Here is a 19795-nt window from a genome sequence, read left to right as displayed (position 1 = left end):
TTTTACTTCAGTTCGCCGCGCCTTTCGCGCCGCCAACCACCCTGCCAACCCCGCAACCCTTGTCCCGCCTGCTTTGCAGCGCGGTAGTTGTGTTGCGAGGGGGCGAATCTTAAGGGAGCCCCTCGGCCATGGCAAGCGTTTTCTGAAATGAACCCTGCAGCAACAAATAAGATACTCATGAGCCACCTTGGCCACAGGCAGCTTCCACTAGTGCAATGCCACGCGCGGTCGACATGCAATCATTACCCGCCCTTCCGATATGGCGCGGTTGACTTAGCCCTGCTCGTACGCCCGCCTCAACACGGCGATGTCTAACTTACGCATTTTGAGCATCGCCTCCATGACCCGGGCCGACTATCCCGCGTCCCTGTCTTGCAGCAGCGCAGCGCACCGAGGATTGATGGTGCGATCTGCCGGGACACCCAAAATCGTCTGCTTCGCGGCCTCATACCCGCACCTTGCCCGACTGTGTTAAGCAAGAATGTCTGACACACATACCATGCTCCCGCGGATGGGCTCACCCGAGTCGCTATGCGCGATCTACGCGAATTTTGCATCGAGAACAGCAGACGCAGCCAACCACCAATATGGCGCCAAGCACGAGCACGCCTATGACCAAGCCCGCGGCGGCACGTCCCTCCGCAGGACAATCTACATCCGTGGCACACTGTCCCATGCCGATCTCCTCGTGCCGATGCAATGCAATCGTGACACCTCCATGCTAGAGCACAGTGGAGTGCGAACAAAGCGCGTAGAACGCGCAGCGCCCCACCCCACCGCAGCCATACGCACCACCACGCGCCACACCTTGACTTAATTCTGACTTAGAAAAATCTCAGTTGGATTAGGTGCAGTTTGCGCTATTTTCACGACATCCTGGACATGTGCCCATGCGCCCTTCCACCAGGCGAGGGCGCTTTCAATCCAAGTGGAAAGAACGACGATGCGGACCTCAAGCGCCAAACTCACCCTTAAGCTGGTTGCCACGCTCTGCCTCGTCGTGCTGTTGCTCGGCAGCGCATATGGACTCTTCGGCCAGCCTGGTGGCAGCGAATTGCCGCATGCCGCTAGTGGTGGCCAGCCCGACACCCTGTTGTCCTTGCTGATACACATCCTTGGCTCAGTGGCCGCGATCCCAGCCCTGATCGGTATGTGGTCACAGCGATTCCCGGCTCTGGGTGGCCTGGTCCTGGCATGCCCTGCCATTGCCGCATTGCTGCTGCACAGATTTGTCGTAGGTTGAGCGAGGCGCCCTACCGTGTCAGGCCCACCCTGCTTCCAGCCTGCGCGTCACCCTCCCCCACCGGCTTCTCCACGCGCCTTACTCCTCGCCCTGCCGGCTGCGGCAACAGGCTGCAGAGGAACCAAAACTGATGCCAGGCACCCAATAGTGAGCGCCGGTTCCACGGCCATATTGGAAGAGAGCATGAAGAAAACCTTCTGGGGACTACTGACAAGCTGCGCGCTGCTGGCAATTCTGGGCGGATGCGCCAGCCAGAGCAACGAAGGCCGGGAATCAGGCATTACCGCCTACGGCATCGTTGACGTCGGCATCTCACGCACCAGTGAGAAATAGTGCGACGCGCGGACAGACAAAAAAAAGAGCCCGCTGCGCGGGCTCTTAAATTAGCGATCTCAATTGCCCTGAAGGCCTCGGTAATCTATCTGTCATTTGCCATTCGTACTATCCGGGTAAACGGAAGCAAATCTACAAAATCAGGCTCTTGTACGCAGGGCGGCATGCAACCCCACGTCGCAGCCATGGTAAAAAAAAGCCCGCACAAGGCGGGCTTAACAATCAGTTGAAGAAAACCCTGTATTCGAGGGCAGGCACAGTGTAAGAAGTTGCGGCCGCTTGACTAATTAGGGGAATCCCTTTGCCATGGCGGGAAATCTGTCCGTTGCGGCGGTCAAGTGCGCGTAGCAGCCCCTCTTAGTACACGAGCATAAAAAGGGGATTCGAAGTTAGAGGAATCGCTCCAACCTGCGCAGGGCCAGCCGCCCGAAAACCGCATTACCCAGGGCATCCAGGCCACTGACCTGGATAGGCTGCGCAAACTCATGCCACTTCGCGGGATAGCTCGCTGCCCTGCCCCAGATGCGCGCGCGCCTCCTCAAACAACGCATCGACTGCTGCGCGCGTACGCACTGCATGCATGCGGCGAGCATCCGACAAGACCCGCCGCCAGCCACGGCCACCGTGGATACCCCGATGCAAGCCCAGCATATGACGCGTAACCGCTCCCATATAGCCGCCCTGTTCGACCAAATCGCCGATGTAGCGCTGCATTGCCAGTTCAACCTCCAGTCGTGGCGGCACGGGCGTCTGTGCACCATAGAAACGGGTATCCATCTCTGCCAGTACATACGGCTGGTGGTAAGCCTCGCGCCCGATCATGACGCCGTCCACATGCGCCAAATGCTCGTCCATCTCGTCATGCGTGACGATGCCGCCATTAATCAGAATTTCCAGTTGCGGGAACTCCTGCTTGAGTTGGTAAGCGACTTCATAGCGCAGTGGCGGGATCTCGCGATTCTCCTTTGGGCTCAACCCTTTCAGGATCGCATTACGCGCATGCACGATAAAGGTCTGGCACCCCGCATCGGCCACGCTACCGACGAAGTCGCGGACAAAATCGTAGTGCTCGATCGTGTCAATACCAATACGATGCTTGACGGTCACCGGAATCGATACTGCGTCGCGCATCGCCTTCACGCAATCCGCCACCAATTCGGGCTCCGCCATCAGGCACGCGCCGAATGCGCCCCTCTGGACGCGCTCGGAAGGGCATCCGCAGTTGAGATTGACTTCGACATAGCCCCACTGCTCGCCCAGCTTCGCCGCTGCGGCGAGAGCGGCGGGCTCGCTGCCCCCAAGTTGCAGCGCAACAGGCTGCTCGGTCGCGTTGAAGTCCAGGTGGCGAGCTACGTCACCATGCAGCAGCGCACCTGTGGTCACCATCTCCGTGTACAGCCAGGTATGGCGGCTCAACTGCCGGTGAAACATACGGCAGTGACGATCCGTCCAATCCATCATCGGTGCAACCGATATTCTGCGACCCGTTGATTTTGCTGGGGATCCGCTTCCGGCTTCGGTTTGCGGGGAGTTCTGAACGTGTACCATTACCTGCCGTTACTGCCTCTTTAGGCTCATTTTTGAGCTTGGGTGTTACAATGTTGCACCGAAAAAAACCATGTTGCACCGGGGATTATGGGCACAATTCTTCAGCGCGAGCGCAAGGACAAGAGTATAGGTTACACCGCCGTGATCCGCCTGAAGCAAGGCGGCAAGGTGGTGCTCACCGAAACCAAGACGTTTGATCGCCGCCAAGCGGCCGCGACCTGGATGGAAAAGCGCGAGCGCGAACTGGCGCAGCCCGGCGCGCTCGAAACCGCGCAGCGGGATGACCCACTGCTGAGTGCCGTAATCGACCGCTATATAAGAGAGTCTCGCAAAGACATAGGCCGCACAAAGACACAGGTGCTCGGCGCCATCAAGGCGGCACCGATTGGCTCAATGCACTGCTCAAAGATCCGAAGCCAAGAGATCACACAGTTTGCGCAAAGCCTCGGAGTACTGCCGCAAACGGTCGGCAACTACCTCGCCCACCTCGCATCGATTTTTGCGATAGCCCGCCCGGCTTGGGGCTACCCGCTCGATCAAACGGCGATCGATGACGCTCGCAAGGTGGCGAAGAAGCTCGGTGTGACGAGCCGCTCGGTAGCCCGCAGCCGCCGCCCGACCCTGGCCGAGCTCGACTTGCTCATGGAGCACTTTGGCAAAATCCGCGCGAAACGGGTGGACAGCACACCTATGCAGGCGCTCACTGCCTTCGCCATCTTCTCCACGCGTCGACTGGAGGAAATGTGCCGAATCACATGGAACGATCTTGACCAGGCAGGCAGCCGTGTCATGGTGCGTGACCTAAAGCACCCAGGAGAGAAGATCGGCAACGATGTCTGGTGTGATCTCCCGCCGGAGGCAATGCGCATAATCCTGGCCCAACCGAAGCGAGAGGCCAGAATATTTCCGGTCAGCAGTGATGCAGTAAGCACTGCCTTCACCAGAGCGGCGAAGTTCCTTGAGATTGACGATCTGCACCTGCATGACATGCGGCACGAGGGCGCCAGCAGACTATTCGAGATGGGGCTGAGCATCCCGCGCGTGGCGGCTGTTACCGGGCATAGGAGCTGGCAGAGCCTGAAACGGTACACGCACCTGAGGCATGTGGGTGACCGCTTTGTCGGTTGGAAATGGCTCGATGTAATTGCCCCGCCGGAACTGTCAGCACAGGACTCGAACCCCTGCAATTCGTTATAAACACTAGCTCAGATGCCGAATGCTGGCGAAATGCTGGCAAATCGGGCCGCAGCCGGAGGGATGACGTCCTCGATCCGTCTGGCCGACCAGTCGAAGAGCTGGAACAGCAAGTCCATATGGACTTCCTGAAAGGCTGGTACAAGCGATTCGTGCTGCGGACCGACCTGCAGGACCAGGACGCCCGCGTCTGGACTTGCTTCTGCCCGTGGGACACTCCCGTCTTCCTGACGCACCTCATTGCCCCCAGCATCGACAAGATCTTCACGTCAGCGAGCTGGGCAGAGGTACAGGACAAGCATCGCCGCGCGGTTGAGAAAGCCGTCCGCGTTCTGACAGCCCGGCAGGTTGGAAGCATGGCGAGTAGCGAGTAGCTCCCGCCCTTCCAGCGTCCCTCTCTATACTTCCCGCCGACGGCCGAAAACGAACTCCCCCCCGGAGTAAGGGCATGAATGTTCATGACCGTACTGGAAAACGGACTACACAATATACAGCAGGCCGAATGCCAGAAGGCAGGCAGCGAGAATGAGGTAGTAACGACTGCCGTGAACATGCTCACCTGCACGATATTCGTGATGGGAGTGTTGGATATGGGGCTTCATAGTGCGTCAAATGAGGGCATAGGTGATATCTGAAGCTTAGCCAATTCCTTAGCTGGCTCAACTCAGCAGATTCTGTGCCAGCCTGTCGTCTGCCCACGCCTCTCTTGCGGCCTCTGGATACGAAGACAGCGTCTAAACTCTCAAAAAATCGGAGGGACGAGCCATGTGCAACAACTACGCCCCTGTACAGCGCCAGCTGCTGCGTGACGTCTACGGCGTTGAGCCGCCGCCGCTCGACTATCCTCCGGAGACTTGGCCAGACTATGCCGCGCCAATCATCCGGTCAAACCTGGACGGCCGCCGCGAAGTGCTGATAGGCACTTTCGGTATGGTCCCGAAATCCCGCATCCCCCCTGGGGTAAAGAAGTTCGACACCACAAATGCCCGATCGGAGACCATTGGCGAGAAGCGTTCGTTTTCGGGTGCATGGAAGCTCGGTCAAGTTTGTCTGGTTCCGGCCACCAGCTTTTACGAGCCAAACTACGAAGGCGGCTCAAAGTCGGTGCGCTGGCGGATCTGGCTTAAAGATGAGCCAGATTTTGCGATAGCCGGACTATGGCGAGCATGGCCGCGGGAGGCCGGCGCCGAAGTGTTCAGCTTTACCATGATGACCATCAACTCGGACAAGCACCCGCTGATGAACCGCTTCCACGCCCCCGGCAAGGAGAAGCGGATGATCGTCATCGTGCCACGCTCGGAGTGGGATGACTGGCTGACCTGCCGCGACCCGGAGCGGGCGCGCAGCTTCATGCGGCCCTACCCGCCCGAGCTTATGGATGCAGAGCCGGCGCCGCGCGCGCCTCGGGCAAAGGCTGCCGAGTAGCGTCCCTTGTACGGGCTGCCGCATAGGTGATGACGGAGGCCAGGAAGAGACGACCTGGCATCGGCGGGCCGCAGTCCGTTCCCGGCCAGTTGCGGCCGTTCCAGCCGCGCTGTCGCGCGGGCGGGCAAGCTGAAAGCGCAGCGCGGGCAAATCATCGCGCCGGTAAAATGGCAAATCGATGGTTTCGCCAACACCACGTCAGCTACTATTCGACCTTACCAAGTCTGTCCTGGCGCAGGTTTCCGCATTCGTACCACGTGCGGCTCGCCAAGGTGTTAGGTGTCTTCCACCACACACCGGAGGCTCTGCACATGAACTGGGGACAAGCTGTTCCACCGAACTTCGAGCCCGCTGGCGCGGCTTCTCGGTGGGTGAACTCTGCGTTGGCGTCACCAATTACCGGAGGCTGAAAATGGAGGAGTCCGAGCAAAACAAGAAACAATATGACGCGCTTGAATTACTGTACACAGACTCCATCGAGAACATCCGACTCTATAAGCAACAACAATTCAGCATAACGAATTATGCTATAGCCACATACGTTGCGATAGTCGCTCTCTTTGACCGGTTAAAAAATCCAACAGATTTTGAAAAAGGCCTGCTCACTTCTGTCGCAATAGTTGTCTTCACGGTCGGCACGGCTCTCATCTTTTCATTCCACTGCAGCATGGTGGGTAGCAGAAAAAGAATGGCAAAAATCAGAGAATCCTTCGACGATAGGTCAAAGGAAGCCTGGAACGCGCATGACAAACCGGACCATGCGTCGTGCCGTCACAACATCGTGATTGCAATAACTTTGACTGGTGTATTACTGCTTGGGGCATTAGCTGTTTGGTGGACAATTTATACGAGCGGATGCGGAAAATAACGCCGCGCAGCCCAATCAAATGTTAGAGCGCAGGTCAACAATGAGTCAATGCATCACGAAGATTACAGTCATTTTGGTGCTATTGGGATTAGCAGGCTGTACCACAACCCAAGAGATACGGCGTCCGGGCGGAAGCGTCGAATATCTCATCGCTTGTGGCGCTGGGCTTGGTTGGAACATCTGCTATGACAAGGCTAACGAGGTTTGCCCGTCTGGGTACAAGACGCTCTCCGAGGACACTGGCTTCAACCGGAAAGAGCTGCGAATCTCCTGTCCAAGCGACCAACGATCATCAAATTGATTCGCTGTTTGCGCTCTAACCCGCGGTTCGACCCGCCCCGTTTCGGCGGGCTTCCTCCCTACACGGGCGGGTCACCCGAAACGTTGAGCGGCTGCCTTGGGGGATCAGCATGGACCGCTATGGGTCGGAAACGGTAGTTCGCCAACGGCCGGCGTTGCTCCGGCCTTCGATTTCGACTGCCCTGTGGCTAGAACAGGCCAGCCGGCTCAGCAGCACGATCCCAGCTGTAGATGATCACCTCCCGACGTGCAGCCAGCTTGTCGCCGCCAGCCACCTGGTAGTTGATGTCGAGTGTCTCCATCTGGAAGCGCGCAAAGATGCGACGGATCTCCGGATGGTCGTTCAAGCTGACGATGGCCTTGCCCTTGAGCTGGCGCATCACCTCCGCCATGCGCTCGTATTGCTCGAGCGGGAAGTCGACGCCATAGCCCTCGGTTTCCCAATAGGGCGGATCTAGGTAGAACAGCGTGTGCGGTCGGTCGTAGCGCGCGATGCACGCCGCCCAATCCAGCTGCTCAATGTAGGCGCTGGCCAGGCGAAGATGGGCGGCCGACAGGCTCTCCTCCAGCCGCAGGAGATTCAATCCCGGCGGCGTGGTGGTTGCGGTGCCAAACGTCAGCCCCGCCACCTTTCCACCGAAACAGGCCTGCTGCAGGTAGTAGAAGCGCGCGGCGCGTTGAATGTCGGTCAACGTCTCCGGGCGCGTGTCCTTGAGCCACTGGAATACCGTGCGGCTGGTGAGCGCCCATTTAAACTGGCGCATGAACTCCTCCAGGTGGTGTTGCACGACGCGGTAGAGATTGACCAGCTCGCCGTTGACGTCATTGATGACCTCAACCGCCGCCGGCGGGCGCATGAAGAACAGCGCGGCGCCGCCGGCGAACACCTCCACATAGCACTCATGCGACGGGAAACGAGAAAGCAGGGTATCGGCCAGGCGGCGCTTGCCACCGAGCCAGGGAATGATGGGTGTTGCCATTGTGGTGAGCCTTTCACATTTTGGTATGATTCGCCCGCCTCCTAGGAAGGTGGCAGGGCCTTGGCTGGGCTCACTGGTAATGTCAGTGTGTTCGGTGGCCACCGTCGGTGCTCCAACACCGGCAGTGGCTGCCCTGTCTTTACTGCTGCGCCTGGTTCAACGTATCGCGGACGGCGTTGTAGGCGTCGATACAGGCATTGGCGTCGCGGATCCCCCGGTCGCCATCCCGGGCGATGCCGTCGAGAGCTGCTGCAGTCTCCGGAGCAAGTTCGGCTCGCGCTTCACCAGCTCCGCCGGCAGCGCCGGGATCTGCGGTGGCACCATCGGCGCCGGCCTGACAGGAACGGACGGCGAGGGACAGCCGGCGAGCGCCAGACAGGTACTCAGCGCGAGCAGCAGCTTGTGCGATTTCTTCACGGTCTCTTTCCTCCTTGGCGTGTTTCACTACGGCCGCGATCGCCTCCCGGGCAGCGCCCTCCAGCCCGCGGTACTTCGTGACCTGGTCAGCCTCCGCTCGCGCGGCAGCCTCCCGCTCGCCGGCGATCTGCTCGCGCAGCTTGGCGAGTTGGCGCTCATAGCGATTGCCCTGCAGCCACCAGGCGGCAGATCCGCCCAGCACCGCGCCGGCGGCCACCATCAGAAAAGCCGCCAGCAGGCGGCCCTTCCAGGCGGCTAGAAACTCAAGCGCCTTTGCCATGCCGGCCCTCGCTCTGGCGCAGCCTGCGCTTGAAGTAGCTCTCCAGGGCCTGCGCTCCGACGATGCCGAACGCACTGCCCAGCCCCACCAGCGCCACCGGGTTGAGCCCGGGGAACTGGATCAGCGCCATGCCGGCCACCATCGACGCCGCGGCCCCCATCACCGCCCGGCCGAACACCAGGCGCACGGTGATCGTCTCGTCGCTGGCCAGCAGCTTGCCCAGGCCGATCATGGCGCCCACCCCCACCAACATGAACAGACTCTTCTCAGGTTCTTGCATGGGGCTCCTTATCCCGGAATGCATTGCTTGGCATGCACGTAGCGCTGCATGCGATCGTCCAGCCCGTTGTAGCCGCCGTTGATGCGCTTGGTCAGGGCACGCTGGTCGCCGGCGTCGGCCAACTGGTTGCAGCCGTTGGCGAACCAGAACCACCCGGCCGAGCGCGCGGCCAGCCGGTCGTCAGTGGCGAGCAGCTCGGGCTGCCTGACCAGGTCGACGCCGAGGGCATGACCGCAGGCCATGTGGTTGTCGTGGAACGTGATCTGCTTGAGACCGCGGCCGCGGTACCGCCAGCCATCCCCGCTGCTGGCATCGCCGTTGCCGTAGCGGCCGGCGTACACGATGCTGGCGATACGCTGCTGGCGCTCGAGCGGCACCATGCGCTCGCCGGCCTGGCGGCCGAGGGTCTTGGCCAGCGCCGGCGAGAGCCGCTTATCGAAGGTATCCATCAGCCCACCCACCGAGTAATCGAAGGACTCCGCCAAGGTGGAGAAGCCCTTCGATTCATGGCCGACCTGCGCAATCCAGGCCGCCACCCGGTGAGGGAGCAGGATGCCGAACTCGAACAGCGCGGCGTCGACGTGCGGCCACCAGCGATCAGCCAGCGCATCGTTGATGCCGGCCGCCTTCTGAAAGGTTGTTTTATCCATGACCTCGAATTGAAAAAGCCCGCACGCGGCGGGCAAGAAAAAGCCACCCCGCAGGGTGGCCGGTGGTGGTGCGGCTGGCGTGCTAGGCCGTGAGCAGGCGGTAGGCCTCCTCTTGCGCCGCCACCAAACAGAAGGGATGGCGACAGAGCGTCATGCCGCAAACACCCGGAACGGTGTTTCCGGTGGCGCAATCAGGTACGTCGACAACTCACCCGGCTCCAGCTCGCGGGCAAGGCGCAGGTTCGCGAAGTAGCCCGGCTGGTAGGTCAACGGCACACCGTCAGCGTCGAAGGTTGCCGGGATCTGGCCGATGTAGTCGAGCGTTGCACATTCCGCCTCATAGATAGGAACCAGCTCTTGCAGAGCCGCACCGTCAGAGCAATGCAGGTAGTAATCGTGGAGATCGGTCATGGCTTGGAGAGGTTAATGAGTGTTGCGTCGTCCTTGAATTGCGGGATGTAGTCCCACATGAACAATTCGCACGATGCTTGATTCCCGCCGAAGTTCAACCCGCCAAGTCCGAATCGGTCGACAACCGGAACGACCGCAGGCGTCGCACTCTTGATAGGTCGACCATTTACCGACATGCGGTATTGCCCCGACTTATACGCAATCGCCATTTTTACAATATCGCCTACATTTACGCCGGTAGGATCAGTGACGTTGCCCACAGTGGCGTTGCCAACAATGGATACCGAAACAACCTGGCCCAGCGCATCAATCCCGGCGAAGAAGCGATTGTTTAGCGTGCCATCACCGAATTCCCAAAGCGACCTTGTAGACGAAGGATTCTGCGGGCGTACGAACCCGACAACGACAGTCCCCTCGTTCGGGTTGAATGCCAGCTTCTGGAGCGACGGCTGCAAGAACAAGTCCTGGCCGCGCGTACCCTGCGCCGTTGTCGTCACGATTGGCGTAGTCGGCAAACTTCCGCCCTCCAGTTGCGCATGATGGATGATGATCGAATGCCCTGCCGCATTGTTCGCAACGGGGTACGGATAGAAGCCATACGTATCGCCTGCCGCGTTGAGATCCGTCACCCAAAGCAAGTACACAGCACCGCCGTTAGGACCTACGTCCATCAACTTTGCAGAACCTACGGTTGCAGTCCCCGATGCGCCGGTCTTGTTGAACGTGCCGGTTGCAAACGAGAACGAACCGGATGTGACCACGGCTGCAGGCGCATTGATTTTGTAGATGGTCAGTGAGAGGCTACCGACTTGCGCCGGGCTTGCCGGGTCAATTTCGACAACCAGCGAGCAACACTGCCTGATCGTAGTAGTCCAGGAGAATCCGTTCTGCGGCGGCATATTCGGCGAGCCGGCACCCTTACTGATAAAGCGACGTTGCTGCGTGCCGCCCTCGAATACCGGGTTGACGTTCTCCACTTTGTAGTACACATCTTCGCCACCGGCCGGAAGGCGCGGCATGCTCGGAAACGCCACGTTAGTCGCAGCAATTTCCGAAAGAACGCCGTTAGGGTTCGTCGTCATGCCACTGAATTGCAGCGAGGGGACGTTAATCGCATCACTAACGAATCGCCTCGCCGGGCCCATCCGCCAACGCGCGGTGTTGCGCGTAAATACCAGGATTTGATCAAGTGTTTTCTGCCCGAGCATTATGCTTTTCCCTTGAAAACGCCGATGAACCCGTAGGGCCACGACGGGTCATCGTTCCATGCGCGAAAATCGCTGTTGACGAAATCGAGCCGCACCGTCGGCCCGCTGTAGTTTTCCACGAAGTTGAGCGAGACCGCGCCCGTGACCAGGTCCTCCGTGTCATACCGCGCCGCATTCGCCGCCATCGATAGCCCGATACCGATCCGCATTACATCCTCACAAAGTTGCCGGCCGTGGTTCCGGTGGCGTTGATGCGGATGCAGCGAATGGGCAGATACTGCCCGCTCGGGTAGTTCAGGAACGGCACCACCACACCATCCTCGCGGACAGCCATGATGTCGCCGCCGGTACCGACATAGATCGCGCGCGGCAGCACATCAAAATCAACGGTGTCGCTTTTGGTGACGACCGCAAAGTCTCGCGACGGCGAGTCGAGTTCCTGACGGTGATTTCTGTACTTGTCTTCTGCTGGCATGCAGACCTCCAAAAGAATGAAGCCGCTCAAAGGCGGCTCGCTGTGGGATTGGCTAGGGCTTCGCTGACTACGGCCAGACCTTCTGGATGAAGCAAAGCGCGTAGAAAGGCGGCATGTTCTCGTGGGCCTGGTCGCCGCCGCGGAAATCTGTGCCGAAGGTGTGGGCGTGATCCCCCACCCCGTTGATGGAGATGCCCGTGGTGCTGGTCGTCGTGGTGCCATCGGCACCAGCGTTGAAGGTTGGCGCACCACTACCGCCGACGATGTTTGCATCGTTACGGCCCCAACGGTGGTTGTGACCTGGATCGTTGATCGAGTGGCCGTGCGAGCCGGCTCCGTTCGTGGTTCCCGTGTGCTGGTGCGATGGCACCTGGTTAATGTTTAGGGTCACCGTCTTCGCGCCACCAGTGGCGCCCACAGCCGTCACGCCGGCGCCAGTCCCGGCACCGAGCACGAACTTGTCTCGCAGATCGATGGTGCCGTTCTGGCCATCACATAACACCCAGGTGGCTGGGATGGTCGCCACCGTGCCGCTATGAATGCCGATCAGCGTGCTCGGCACATGCGACTTGATCTTTGCGTCAATGGCGGCATTCACTGCGCCCATGATGTCCGGCACGTCGTCAAACAACACGCCGTTCGCGGAGGGATTGACCCGCAGGAACTTGTTAGCCTTGCCGGCGAGCGCGGGCAGGCCCGCCGCAGATTGCGCTGCAGCCGCCATGATCTGTGCCTGACTCGCTGATGTGGCAGCTGCATCTCGATAGGAGATCATGGTCTGCGCGGTGGTCTTGGCCCAGGCCATCGTCTTCATGAACTGCTGCAGCGCAATCATGAAGCGGGTCCGGTGCCCACCATTGCCGAGACCGGTGGCTGCGCTGTCACTGTCATCGATCGTGATGTTGTCGCCACCGACATCCGGGGTGAAGGTAACGCTGGTCATTTAAGCTCCTCAATTTCAAAGGCATTGCTGTGATTGCCGACAAAGATGCGCTCGATCGCCCCGAGCTGCCGGAGACGGCCTAGATAGGACTGGCGCAGCAGATTGATCGCATCGTCCTTGTCCCAGACCAGCAGGATTTCGCCATCGATGCCGGCCTTGCGCTGGATCTCGAAGACACGGCCCAGAGCCTCATCGCGCGACAGGTAGCCCAACGTGAAGCGCGTCACGCGCCGGCCCTCCTTGCGATCGAAGTAAGGTGCACCCGACATCGCGCGTTGCATGCCCGTATCCGTCTCCCAACCGATCGACGCGCCCCAACTGGCGTTGTAGATCGGCTGCCAGGCGCTCCCGACGAACATGCGCCCGAACTCGACATAACCATCCGGGTTCGTCTCGTCATCCACCTCCACGCGTATAAAGCGGCCGGCGGTTGGCTTTGGCACCACGACCAGGAGCAGCGACGGATACTCCCTGCGCTCCTCCTCGGTAATACTGCCGGTCCAGAAATTGTCATCCTCCCATTCCAGCACGCTGGTCGGAAACAAGGTCGGCCACGCCAGCTGCAGGTCCGGATCCCATGACAAATAGCTTTGCGTCAGAAAATCCAGATGCACGCTTGGCGCACCGTCCGGCGGAAACGTGACGGCATTGTCATAGACGGGCTGGTTAAAGCCCGCATCGTTGGCCATGCGCAAGCGCCATTTCCCGGCCGTCGACAGGTTGTGCCGCACGATGGCCACCACCGACACCAGGCGGCTGCGACCGAGATCAAGCGTGAACTGCGTGTCGGCCTTGCTGGCCGTGGCCGTCCGCGCGACCTTCGATAGCTGGCGGTCCTTCAGGTTGTCACGCGAGATCTGCCAGTTGCCGCCACTCAAGCTGCCGGAGTCGACGATATTGGGATGCGCCAGGAGAACGTTCGCCACCCTACCCCCACAATGTCAGTTTCACGGTGTCGGAATCGACACCGGCATCCAGTCCAATCACCCGCAGCAGGCGGCCGGTGAGACCGTAGCGCGGGTGATCCAGCCCAACCACCACGCCGAGGTCCACCAGGTCGCCGAGTTCGGAGAGCGGGATCTCCGCGTCGACCAGGATGCGCCGCACGCTATACAGTGCACTGCGCCTGGTCGCCTCGGTCGCGGCATCGGTCTCGGCGATCAGGGCCGAATCGAAAGTGAGTTCTTCCGACGAGGGCCACGCCGTTTTGACGGCCAGGACCTCGACCGCTGTCTGCCGGTACTCCTGCGCAAGAAAGGCCTTGCGTGCCTCGGCCACGCTGCCGGCAGGCTGCGTCTGCACCGTGTAGTTGCGGCCGAAGCGCACCACGGCCCGCCAGCTCGGCACGCCGGCCGAGCGCAGCACCAGGCTATTGACCGAGTGGATCGACCAGCTGGCTACCGGCACGCCGCTCGGCGCGGTCAGGCGCCCCATGCGCAGGCGGTTGAGGCGATCGAAGCCGTACCAGGCGCCGATGGCGTTGGCCAGCTCATCCATGACGGCCTGCGTATTGACCTCGCCGTCGACCCACACACCGACCGGCGCGGCGTTGGCGGCATTGAGCGCCGCCACGTCAGCATCGACAATGTCGCCTGCCGGGATCTCCGCATCGAGGGCGAGCTGCTTGAGCAGCGCACCCGCGCGCCGCTCTACAGTGCCGGCATCGGCAGTCACCTGGCCGGCCGGCGTACTCCCAAGTCGGAACAGACCCTGCCAGCAGCGGACGGTACCCGCCGCCGGCGCGGTGGCCAGCAGGTCCGCCTGGCTGGCGTAGTCGGCGCCCCGCCCAAGCACGACACCGTTGTCATAGACCGCGCTCACCGTGCAGGCCTGGTCGGAGACCTGGTACACCAGCTTGGCCGTGTTGACGGCCTTGCCAGGCACATTGAGCACCGCGCCATAGACGCGTGGCTTGTACTGGTCCTTGAGATCGTCCTTGGTGCCCTCCACGCCATCGGGCAGCACGTTGGTGCCGGCGTACTTGGGCCGAGCCAAGGGCCGCCCCAGGAACGCCAGGCGATCGCGCACCTGCAGGTTCATGGCGCCGTCATCCGCGCTCACGTCATCAAGCAGCCCCGACATCACCGTCGCCCAGCCGGACACCGGCGTGCCTGGCTGCCCCACCTTGACGGTGAAAGGCCGGCCATCAAACGCATAGTCGGTGACCAAGTTGTCCAGGCCACCGTCGGTGTTCAGCAGCCGGATTTTGCCCGCCGAAGCGCGCGAGGCGCCGTAGGTGGTGGCCCGGTCGAACAGCGTGCGCGACAGCCGCGGCTGCTCCTGTAGGCGGCCCTCGAAATACGCATTGGCCGGCGTATCGGTCGGCTGCGTGGTGAAGCCTGCGCTGGAAAAGCGCAGCACCTCCACCGCCGCGGCCGAGATCCGCCAGGCGCTTACCTCTATCGCTATCGTCATGGTTTGATGTTGTTGGCAATTTCATCGAGCAGCAGGCGTTGCCGTCCCGCGGCATCGATCGTCTCCTGATGGCTCTCCTCGGCCTGCTGCATCCGAGCAACCGCCTGCCGGCGGCCATCGTCACGCAGCGCCTGCACCTCGGCCCGCAGCGACTTAATTTCCGCCACCAGGGCTGCGCTCCCGTTCCGGCCGAACTCCGACCAGTTAGGCTGGTTGAGCCTGGCGCTTTCTGCCCGGGTCAGCACGCGCTCGCCCTCATGCAGCTCAGCCCGGTACCCGTCGAAAGGCACATAGGCCAGGCCGTTTGCGTGCGAGCCGTCCGGCCTGTAGCCCTGGACGCTGTTGTAGTCGGCGGCATACTGCCCGCCGCTGGCGTAGTAGGCGCGGGAGGCCTCCAGGAAGGCCTGCGCGATCTGCGTCCACTTCGACTGCGCATCGGCATCACCGCCCAGCGCTGCGGCCGAGGTTTCCTCATAGCGCCGCTTCGCCTCCGCATACTGCTGCTCGGGTGTGAGCGTCGACAGGTTGCCCAGGTCCAGCGAGGCCTGGAACTCCCGCACCTGCTTGCCGAATGCCTTCATGGCCTCAGCGGAAGCCGTCAGCACGTCCGTGACCTGCGCAAACGCCGGCGCGATGCCCAGCAGCGTGGCGTACAGCTTGCGGCCGCTCTCGTCGTTGAGGTTGATCCCCTCCATCAAGGCGCGGAATGCCGCCTTGCTCTCCGGCATCGCCAAGTTCAGCGCGGCGAACTGCGCGGCCAGTTGCGTCTTGGCAAAGGCCTGCTGCTCGTCGGCGCTGTAGTACGCCTGGAAATAGCTGTTGAGCCCCGAGGTCAGCGCCTCCATGCCGCCGGCGACCTTGGCCAGCTCCAGCGCGGCCGACGCCGACAGGTCCGCAAAGCCCTTGAACGGCAGCTTCTTGACCGCGTCGGCGAACTGGTAAAGGCTGTCGAGCGTGGCCAGCACCGCCTGGACGTCATCCGCACTGAGCTTGGAGGCGTCGATGCTGTCGATGTATTCCTTGAACGGCCGCTCCAGGTTCGCGCTCTGCAGGCCCTGGATGATGGAGCGCTGCAGCTGCAGGTTCAGGGCATCCAGCACCTTGCCGGCATCCTTCTCGCCGGACAGGTCGACGCGGTTGTCCTGCCCCAAGCCCGCGAAAACAAAGCTGCGCCCCTTCTTCGGGCTGACTTCCCAGCCAGCCCGATAGCCGCCGGTACCATCGAGCGAACCACCGTAGCGCTCGGTGAGCGACTGCAGCGAGCCATAGGTGGTCTCGATCGCCTTGGTGACCTGGTCGGCCGCCGGATCGCCTCCAGACGGCCCACCGCCCTTGCTGGCCTTGCCGCCATTCACGTTGTAGCCAGCGCCGTAGCGGGTTTCCCCGCCGCCCCCGAACAGCGAGCCGATGGCCGCACCCAGCACCGCGCCGGCGATCGTGCCCACCACAGGCAGCGCCGAGCCCAGGCTGGCCCCCACGGCACTGGCGGCGGCGGCACTCGACCCCGCCACCGCCAGCCCGCCTACCGCTCCCAGGCTGCCGCCCAGGGACGAATAGCCCTTGTTATTGAACAGGGCACCGCCTGCCAGCCCACCCGCGATACCCGCACCGGCACCCCAAAAGCCGGAGGCGCCATTGAGCCAGGAGCCCATGCCACCGGCGCCAGAGGCAAAGCCGCCCGAGCTGGCCGTCGCACTCAAGCCGGCGAAACCGAATTCGCCCGTTTGCGCGGCCAGCATGGCGGCCTGCTGGCTGCCCACGGTCAGACCGGGCACCATGGCGCCATACGCGGCCGAATTGCCCACCAGCAGGCCACCCAGCATGCCGTTGACGCCGTAGGCGTCGCCCAGCAGGTTGGACATATGCATCAGGTTGGACGTGCCACCCATTCCCCCACCGCTACCGTAGCCGCCGGCGATACCACCCGGGCCGCCGCCGAAGCCCAGCGCCCCACTCACCCCCGCCTGGACATACTGGAAGGGAATCCGCAGCAGCGTGGTCTTGAACAGGTTTTTGAGCCCATCCAGGAAGGTCTGCCCGAAACTCTTGCCAGCCTCGAACGCCCGAAACAGGGAATCAGTGAGCCCCTGGCCGATCTCGTCGGAAACGCGCTTCCACTCTTCCGCCGTTTTCTTCGCCTGGTCATAGCGCGCTTCGGTGGCCTCCTTGGTGTAGAGCGCATCCCGCAGGCGCTGGCGCGCCTCGATCTCCGCGTCAATTGCCTTGAGCTGCTCGCTCATGGGATCCAGCATGGCAATCGCTTCCCGCCGCTCCTGCAGGCGCGCCACGGTCACCGCCTCGATGGCCGAAGGCAGACGGCCATACAGCTCCGTTTCCTGCGTCACGGCCACAATGCGCTGCTCCAGCCCCAGCAGCGTCTTCTGGTCGAGATCGGCCTGCTGGCGGTACAGCAGCTCGGTCTGGTCCTGCAGCGCGTTGATGCGCTCCTGGCCCAGGCTCTTGAGCTCGGACTCGATGCGCACGCGCTCGCCGCGGTACTTCTCGCGGGCCGCCAGCTCCTTCTTGCCGGCGGCCAGGTCCTCCAACTGCTTGGCCTGCTCCAGTTCGCCCTCCAGGGCTATCTGCCGCGCGTCATAGCTGCGCGTGAGCGCCTCGGTCTCCGTGATCTGCCCGGTACGGCGCAGCCGCTCGACGTTGGCCAGCTCCCGCTTGAGCGCATCCTCGCGCAACTTGCTTTGCTGCTCGATCGCGGCCATCTGCCCGCCCAGCGCGTTCTGGAAGGCCTTGTTGGCCTCTTCCGCGTCCTTGGCCCCGCCGGCCCACTTGTCATAGGCCACCTTGACGCGCGCGGTGTAGGTCGTCAGGTTGATGGCGCCCTCGGCCAGCAGCGCCTTCTGCGTGGTGACGTATTTCTCGTAGTTCTCGTTGACCCCCTTGAGCTGGTTCTCGAACTTCTGGTTTTCCGCTTCCAGCTTGCGCACGCGCTCGGCACGCATGGCGGCCTCGGCGGCCACCAGGGCGTTTTCAAGCCGCGCCTCATCCAGCAGGTTCGGGTTGTACGGATTGGCTGCCCGCTGCTCCGGCGTGAGGGCGGCATTCTTGGCCTTCAGATCCGCCAGCGCCTTCTTCTGGTCGACCAGCCTGGCGCCATCGCCCGCCGGCGTGCCGTCGCGGATCTCGTTGCGCTCCCGGTACTTGGCAATCTGCTTGTTCAGGTCATCGATGATCTGCTGCGTCGACTGACCACTGACCGCCACCTGTTTGCCCGACGAATCGACCGCCTCGCGCGCCGCATCCCGCTGCCGCGCCGAGTAGATCTCCCAGGCCGTGACACCCAGGCCCAGCACCGTGACCACCGCGCCCAGGGGGCCGCCCAGCAGGCCGAGCGCCCGGGTCGCCAGCCCGGCGCCAGCGCCGGCAGCGGTCTGCGCCGTCGCCAGCGCGCGCTGTGCTACCGCATTGGCTTCGGTGGCAGCAGCAATCTCCAGGTTCACCCGGGCTTGCTGCTGCCCGAGCACTGCCATCTCGGTGATCGCAGCCGACCTGGCGATGGTCGCCGCTGTCGCCTGCAGCTCCGCCTCGCGCACCAGGCGCAGCGAGCCGGACAACGCGCCGGTGGCGGTCGCGGCCACAATGGTGGCCTCCGCGCTCTGCAGTGCGGCCTGTGCGCTGGCCATCTTGGCCTGCTGGTCTGCCCGGGCCACCCCGATGGCGGCCGAAGTGGCGGCGGCATTCGCGAGCTTCGCCGCAGTGTCTGCAGCCTCCGCTTCAAGCTCCAGCAGGGTTGCCGCGGTCTGCTGACGGGTGGCCTGCGTCAGCAACATGGCGGCATCTGCCTTGCGGGCGAACGACGACGCCGCATTGAGCGCCCAATCGGCCGCCTTGGCCGCCACGAGGCCAGTCAGGGCCGCCGTGACATAGTCCAGGTTGGTCGCCAGGAACGATACGCCGTCCGCCAGTTTGCGGAACACGCCCGAGGCCTCGTTCATGTCCGAGATGCGCTTCATGAGCGCATTCTGCAGCTGCGTGAACGACTGCTCGACCGTCATCGGCATCGAGGCAAACTCGGCGCTCAGCTGCTTGCCCGCCTTGTCCAGCGCATCGAGCAGTTGCGCCGGCACCAGCTTGCCCTCTTCGCCGAGTTTGCGCAGCTCGCCGATCGAGACGCCCAGGCCATCAGCCAGCGCTTGCGCCAGGCGTGGCGCCTGCTCCAGCACCGAATTCAACTCTTCGCCGCGCAGCGTGCCGCTGGCCAGGCCTTGCGAGAACTGGATGAGGGCGGCCTGCGTCGATTCCGCCGAACTGCCGCTCAGCGCGATCGCCTTGGACACGTTTTCCGTGACGCGCAGGATCTTGTCCTGGCTGGCGCCCATCTCCTGCCCGGCCTTGGCCAGGTAGGAATAGGTCTGCGCGACCCCGGCCCACTGCTGGCGCGTGCGCTGTGCCACGTCATACAGCGCGCTTTGCGTCTGCGCCGCACCCTGCGCCGACGACGACACCAGGCCGATACGCGCCGACAGGTTGGTCGCCGCATCGGACATGCTGACCATCTCCGCGATTGTGAGCCCCAGACCGATGCCGCCAATCGTGCGCATGAGGCCATCGAACCGGCGGTTCAGCGCGTCGGTGGACTCCACCACCCGACCCATCGAGCCAGCCATCCGGTCAGCACTGCGGGCGACGGCGACGGCGCTTTGATCGGCACGGGTCGCCGCGCCTTGCAGGGAACTCTCGACGTCCCGGCCGAACTTCTTGGCGGTAGCCGCGCCGGCCGCCATCCCCTGGTTGTAGTCCGTCAGGTCCGCCCGATACCTGACCATCATGTTTCCGAGCTCGGACACAGGCCCCTCCCCTCAATTGAAAG

20 protein-coding genes are annotated in these 19795 nt (G+C 62.5%); 7 read left to right on the top strand and 13 right to left on the bottom strand.

Features of this window, described 5'->3' with window-relative positions:
* The first annotated feature begins 943 nt into the window (after nucleotides 1-943).
* Complete coding sequence (locus AC1DS6_RS33580) at nucleotides 944-1243, top strand: hypothetical protein (RefSeq protein ID WP_477104061.1); 300 nt, start codon at nucleotides 944-946, stop codon at nucleotides 1241-1243.
* 183 nt (nucleotides 1244-1426) lie between these two features.
* On the top strand, nucleotides 1427-1576 hold the full coding sequence (locus AC1DS6_RS33575) for a hypothetical protein (RefSeq protein ID WP_441635837.1): 150 nt from the start codon (nucleotides 1427-1429) through the stop codon (nucleotides 1574-1576).
* 483 nt (nucleotides 1577-2059) lie between these two features.
* Here AC1DS6_RS33575 and dusA read toward each other — a convergent pair whose 3' ends face one another.
* Nucleotides 2060-3124, bottom strand: a complete 1065-nt coding sequence (gene dusA, locus AC1DS6_RS33570) for a tRNA dihydrouridine(20/20a) synthase DusA (protein WP_477104060.1) — start codon at nucleotides 3122-3124, stop codon at nucleotides 2060-2062.
* Nucleotides 3125-3211: 87 nt separating this feature from the next.
* Between dusA and AC1DS6_RS33565 the strand changes: the two genes are divergently transcribed.
* The 5 genes from AC1DS6_RS33565 to AC1DS6_RS33545 all read left to right on the top strand — a co-directional run bounded on the left by AC1DS6_RS33565 (nucleotide 3212) and on the right by AC1DS6_RS33545 (nucleotide 6611).
* A complete protein-coding gene (locus AC1DS6_RS33565; protein WP_477104059.1) occupies nucleotides 3212-4321 on the top strand; it encodes a tyrosine-type recombinase/integrase in 1110 nt (369 codons plus the stop codon).
* Nucleotides 4322-4437: 116 nt separating this feature from the next.
* Nucleotides 4438-4692, top strand: coding sequence for a hypothetical protein (locus tag AC1DS6_RS33560; protein ID WP_477104058.1), 255 nt, complete (start codon nucleotides 4438-4440; stop codon nucleotides 4690-4692).
* Nucleotides 4693-4776: 84 nt separating this feature from the next.
* Nucleotides 4777-4953, top strand: coding sequence for a hypothetical protein (locus AC1DS6_RS33555; protein WP_477104057.1), 177 nt, complete (start codon nucleotides 4777-4779; stop codon nucleotides 4951-4953).
* A 130-nt stretch (nucleotides 4954-5083) separates the two neighbouring features.
* On the top strand, nucleotides 5084-5743 hold the full coding sequence (locus tag AC1DS6_RS33550; RefSeq protein ID WP_477104056.1) for an SOS response-associated peptidase: 660 nt from the start codon (nucleotides 5084-5086) through the stop codon (nucleotides 5741-5743).
* Between the two features lie 178 nt (nucleotides 5744-5921).
* A complete protein-coding gene (locus AC1DS6_RS33545; RefSeq protein ID WP_477104055.1) occupies nucleotides 5922-6611 on the top strand; it encodes a hypothetical protein in 690 nt (229 codons plus the stop codon).
* Between the two features lie 488 nt (nucleotides 6612-7099).
* Here AC1DS6_RS33545 and AC1DS6_RS33540 read toward each other — a convergent pair whose 3' ends face one another.
* The 12 genes from AC1DS6_RS33540 to AC1DS6_RS33485 form a co-directional block, all read right to left on the bottom strand.
* Complete coding sequence (locus tag AC1DS6_RS33540) at nucleotides 7100-7891, bottom strand: DNA adenine methylase (protein ID WP_477104054.1); 792 nt, start codon at nucleotides 7889-7891, stop codon at nucleotides 7100-7102.
* A 139-nt stretch (nucleotides 7892-8030) separates the two neighbouring features.
* The gene (locus AC1DS6_RS33535; RefSeq protein WP_477104053.1) at nucleotides 8031-8588 is read right to left on the bottom strand and encodes a lysis system i-spanin subunit Rz; all 558 of its coding nucleotides are present in this window, start codon (nucleotides 8586-8588) and stop codon (nucleotides 8031-8033) included.
* Complete coding sequence (locus tag AC1DS6_RS33530) at nucleotides 8572-8868, bottom strand: phage holin family protein (RefSeq protein WP_477104052.1); 297 nt, start codon at nucleotides 8866-8868, stop codon at nucleotides 8572-8574. Before AC1DS6_RS33530 ends, AC1DS6_RS33535 begins: the two co-directional genes overlap by 17 nt.
* An 8-nt stretch (nucleotides 8869-8876) precedes the next feature.
* Nucleotides 8877-9518 carry a glycoside hydrolase family 19 protein gene (locus AC1DS6_RS33525; protein ID WP_477104051.1) on the bottom strand — a complete coding sequence of 214 codons (642 nt, stop codon included), beginning with the start codon at nucleotides 9516-9518 and terminating at the stop codon, nucleotides 8877-8879.
* A 150-nt stretch (nucleotides 9519-9668) separates the two neighbouring features.
* Nucleotides 9669-9929 (bottom strand): hypothetical protein, encoded by a 261-nt coding sequence (locus tag AC1DS6_RS33520; RefSeq protein WP_477104050.1) that lies wholly within the window; start codon nucleotides 9927-9929, stop codon nucleotides 9669-9671.
* Complete coding sequence (locus AC1DS6_RS33515; RefSeq protein WP_477104049.1) at nucleotides 9926-11137, bottom strand: phage head spike fiber domain-containing protein; 1212 nt, start codon at nucleotides 11135-11137, stop codon at nucleotides 9926-9928. The genes AC1DS6_RS33520 and AC1DS6_RS33515 overlap by 4 nt, the downstream gene beginning before the upstream one ends.
* Nucleotides 11137-11346 carry a hypothetical protein gene (locus tag AC1DS6_RS33510; RefSeq protein WP_477104048.1) on the bottom strand — a complete coding sequence of 70 codons (210 nt, stop codon included), beginning with the start codon at nucleotides 11344-11346 and terminating at the stop codon, nucleotides 11137-11139. Before AC1DS6_RS33510 ends, AC1DS6_RS33515 begins: the two co-directional genes overlap by 1 nt.
* Nucleotides 11346-11612, bottom strand: a complete 267-nt coding sequence (locus AC1DS6_RS33505) for a spike base protein, RCAP_Rcc01079 family (protein WP_477104047.1) — start codon at nucleotides 11610-11612, stop codon at nucleotides 11346-11348. Before AC1DS6_RS33505 ends, AC1DS6_RS33510 begins: the two co-directional genes overlap by 1 nt.
* 67 nt (nucleotides 11613-11679) lie before the next feature.
* Nucleotides 11680-12555: a hypothetical protein gene (locus tag AC1DS6_RS33500; protein ID WP_477104046.1), complete on the bottom strand. Its 876-nt coding sequence runs from the start codon at nucleotides 12553-12555 to the stop codon at nucleotides 11680-11682.
* Entirely contained in the window at nucleotides 12552-13433 is an 882-nt protein-coding gene (locus AC1DS6_RS33495) for a hypothetical protein (RefSeq protein WP_477104045.1), read from the bottom strand. Before AC1DS6_RS33495 ends, AC1DS6_RS33500 begins: the two co-directional genes overlap by 4 nt.
* A 49-nt stretch (nucleotides 13434-13482) precedes the next feature.
* Nucleotides 13483-14970 (bottom strand): hypothetical protein, encoded by a 1488-nt coding sequence (locus AC1DS6_RS33490; RefSeq protein WP_477104044.1) that lies wholly within the window; start codon nucleotides 14968-14970, stop codon nucleotides 13483-13485.
* Nucleotides 14967-19772, bottom strand: coding sequence for a tape measure protein (locus AC1DS6_RS33485; RefSeq protein ID WP_477104043.1), 4806 nt, complete (start codon nucleotides 19770-19772; stop codon nucleotides 14967-14969). The genes AC1DS6_RS33490 and AC1DS6_RS33485 overlap by 4 nt, the downstream gene beginning before the upstream one ends.
* Nucleotides 19773-19795 lie beyond the last annotated feature (23 nt).

Source organism: Cupriavidus sp. 05L310, assembly GCF_056398185.1.
This window is presented reverse-complemented; position numbering and strand designations above follow the sequence as displayed.

Coding starts and splice junctions, on each gene's coding strand:
- AC1DS6_RS33490 (WP_477104044.1), bottom strand. CDS start 14,970: ATGACGATAGCGATAGAGGTAAGCGCCTGGCGGATCTCGGCCGCGGCG.
- dusA (WP_477104060.1), bottom strand. CDS start 3,124: ATGGTACACGTTCAGAACTCCCCGCAAACCGAAGCCGGAAGCGGATCC.
- AC1DS6_RS33560 (WP_477104058.1), top strand. CDS start 4,438: ATGGACTTCCTGAAAGGCTGGTACAAGCGATTCGTGCTGCGGACCGAC.
- AC1DS6_RS33580 (WP_477104061.1), top strand. CDS start 944: ATGCGGACCTCAAGCGCCAAACTCACCCTTAAGCTGGTTGCCACGCTC.
- AC1DS6_RS33510 (WP_477104048.1), bottom strand. CDS start 11,346: ATGCGGATCGGTATCGGGCTATCGATGGCGGCGAATGCGGCGCGGTAT.
- AC1DS6_RS33575 (WP_441635837.1), top strand. CDS start 1,427: ATGAAGAAAACCTTCTGGGGACTACTGACAAGCTGCGCGCTGCTGGCA.
- AC1DS6_RS33500 (WP_477104046.1), bottom strand. CDS start 12,555: ATGACCAGCGTTACCTTCACCCCGGATGTCGGTGGCGACAACATCACG.
- AC1DS6_RS33540 (WP_477104054.1), bottom strand. CDS start 7,891: ATGGCAACACCCATCATTCCCTGGCTCGGTGGCAAGCGCCGCCTGGCC.
- AC1DS6_RS33555 (WP_477104057.1), top strand. CDS start 4,777: ATGACCGTACTGGAAAACGGACTACACAATATACAGCAGGCCGAATGC.
- AC1DS6_RS33550 (WP_477104056.1), top strand. CDS start 5,084: ATGTGCAACAACTACGCCCCTGTACAGCGCCAGCTGCTGCGTGACGTC.
- AC1DS6_RS33505 (WP_477104047.1), bottom strand. CDS start 11,612: ATGCCAGCAGAAGACAAGTACAGAAATCACCGTCAGGAACTCGACTCG.
- AC1DS6_RS33525 (WP_477104051.1), bottom strand. CDS start 9,518: ATGGATAAAACAACCTTTCAGAAGGCGGCCGGCATCAACGATGCGCTG.
- AC1DS6_RS33535 (WP_477104053.1), bottom strand. CDS start 8,588: ATGGCAAAGGCGCTTGAGTTTCTAGCCGCCTGGAAGGGCCGCCTGCTG.
- AC1DS6_RS33565 (WP_477104059.1), top strand. CDS start 3,212: ATGGGCACAATTCTTCAGCGCGAGCGCAAGGACAAGAGTATAGGTTAC.
- AC1DS6_RS33515 (WP_477104049.1), bottom strand. CDS start 11,137: ATGCTCGGGCAGAAAACACTTGATCAAATCCTGGTATTTACGCGCAAC.
- AC1DS6_RS33545 (WP_477104055.1), top strand. CDS start 5,922: ATGGTTTCGCCAACACCACGTCAGCTACTATTCGACCTTACCAAGTCT.
- AC1DS6_RS33520 (WP_477104050.1), bottom strand. CDS start 9,929: ATGACCGATCTCCACGATTACTACCTGCATTGCTCTGACGGTGCGGCT.
- AC1DS6_RS33530 (WP_477104052.1), bottom strand. CDS start 8,868: ATGCAAGAACCTGAGAAGAGTCTGTTCATGTTGGTGGGGGTGGGCGCC.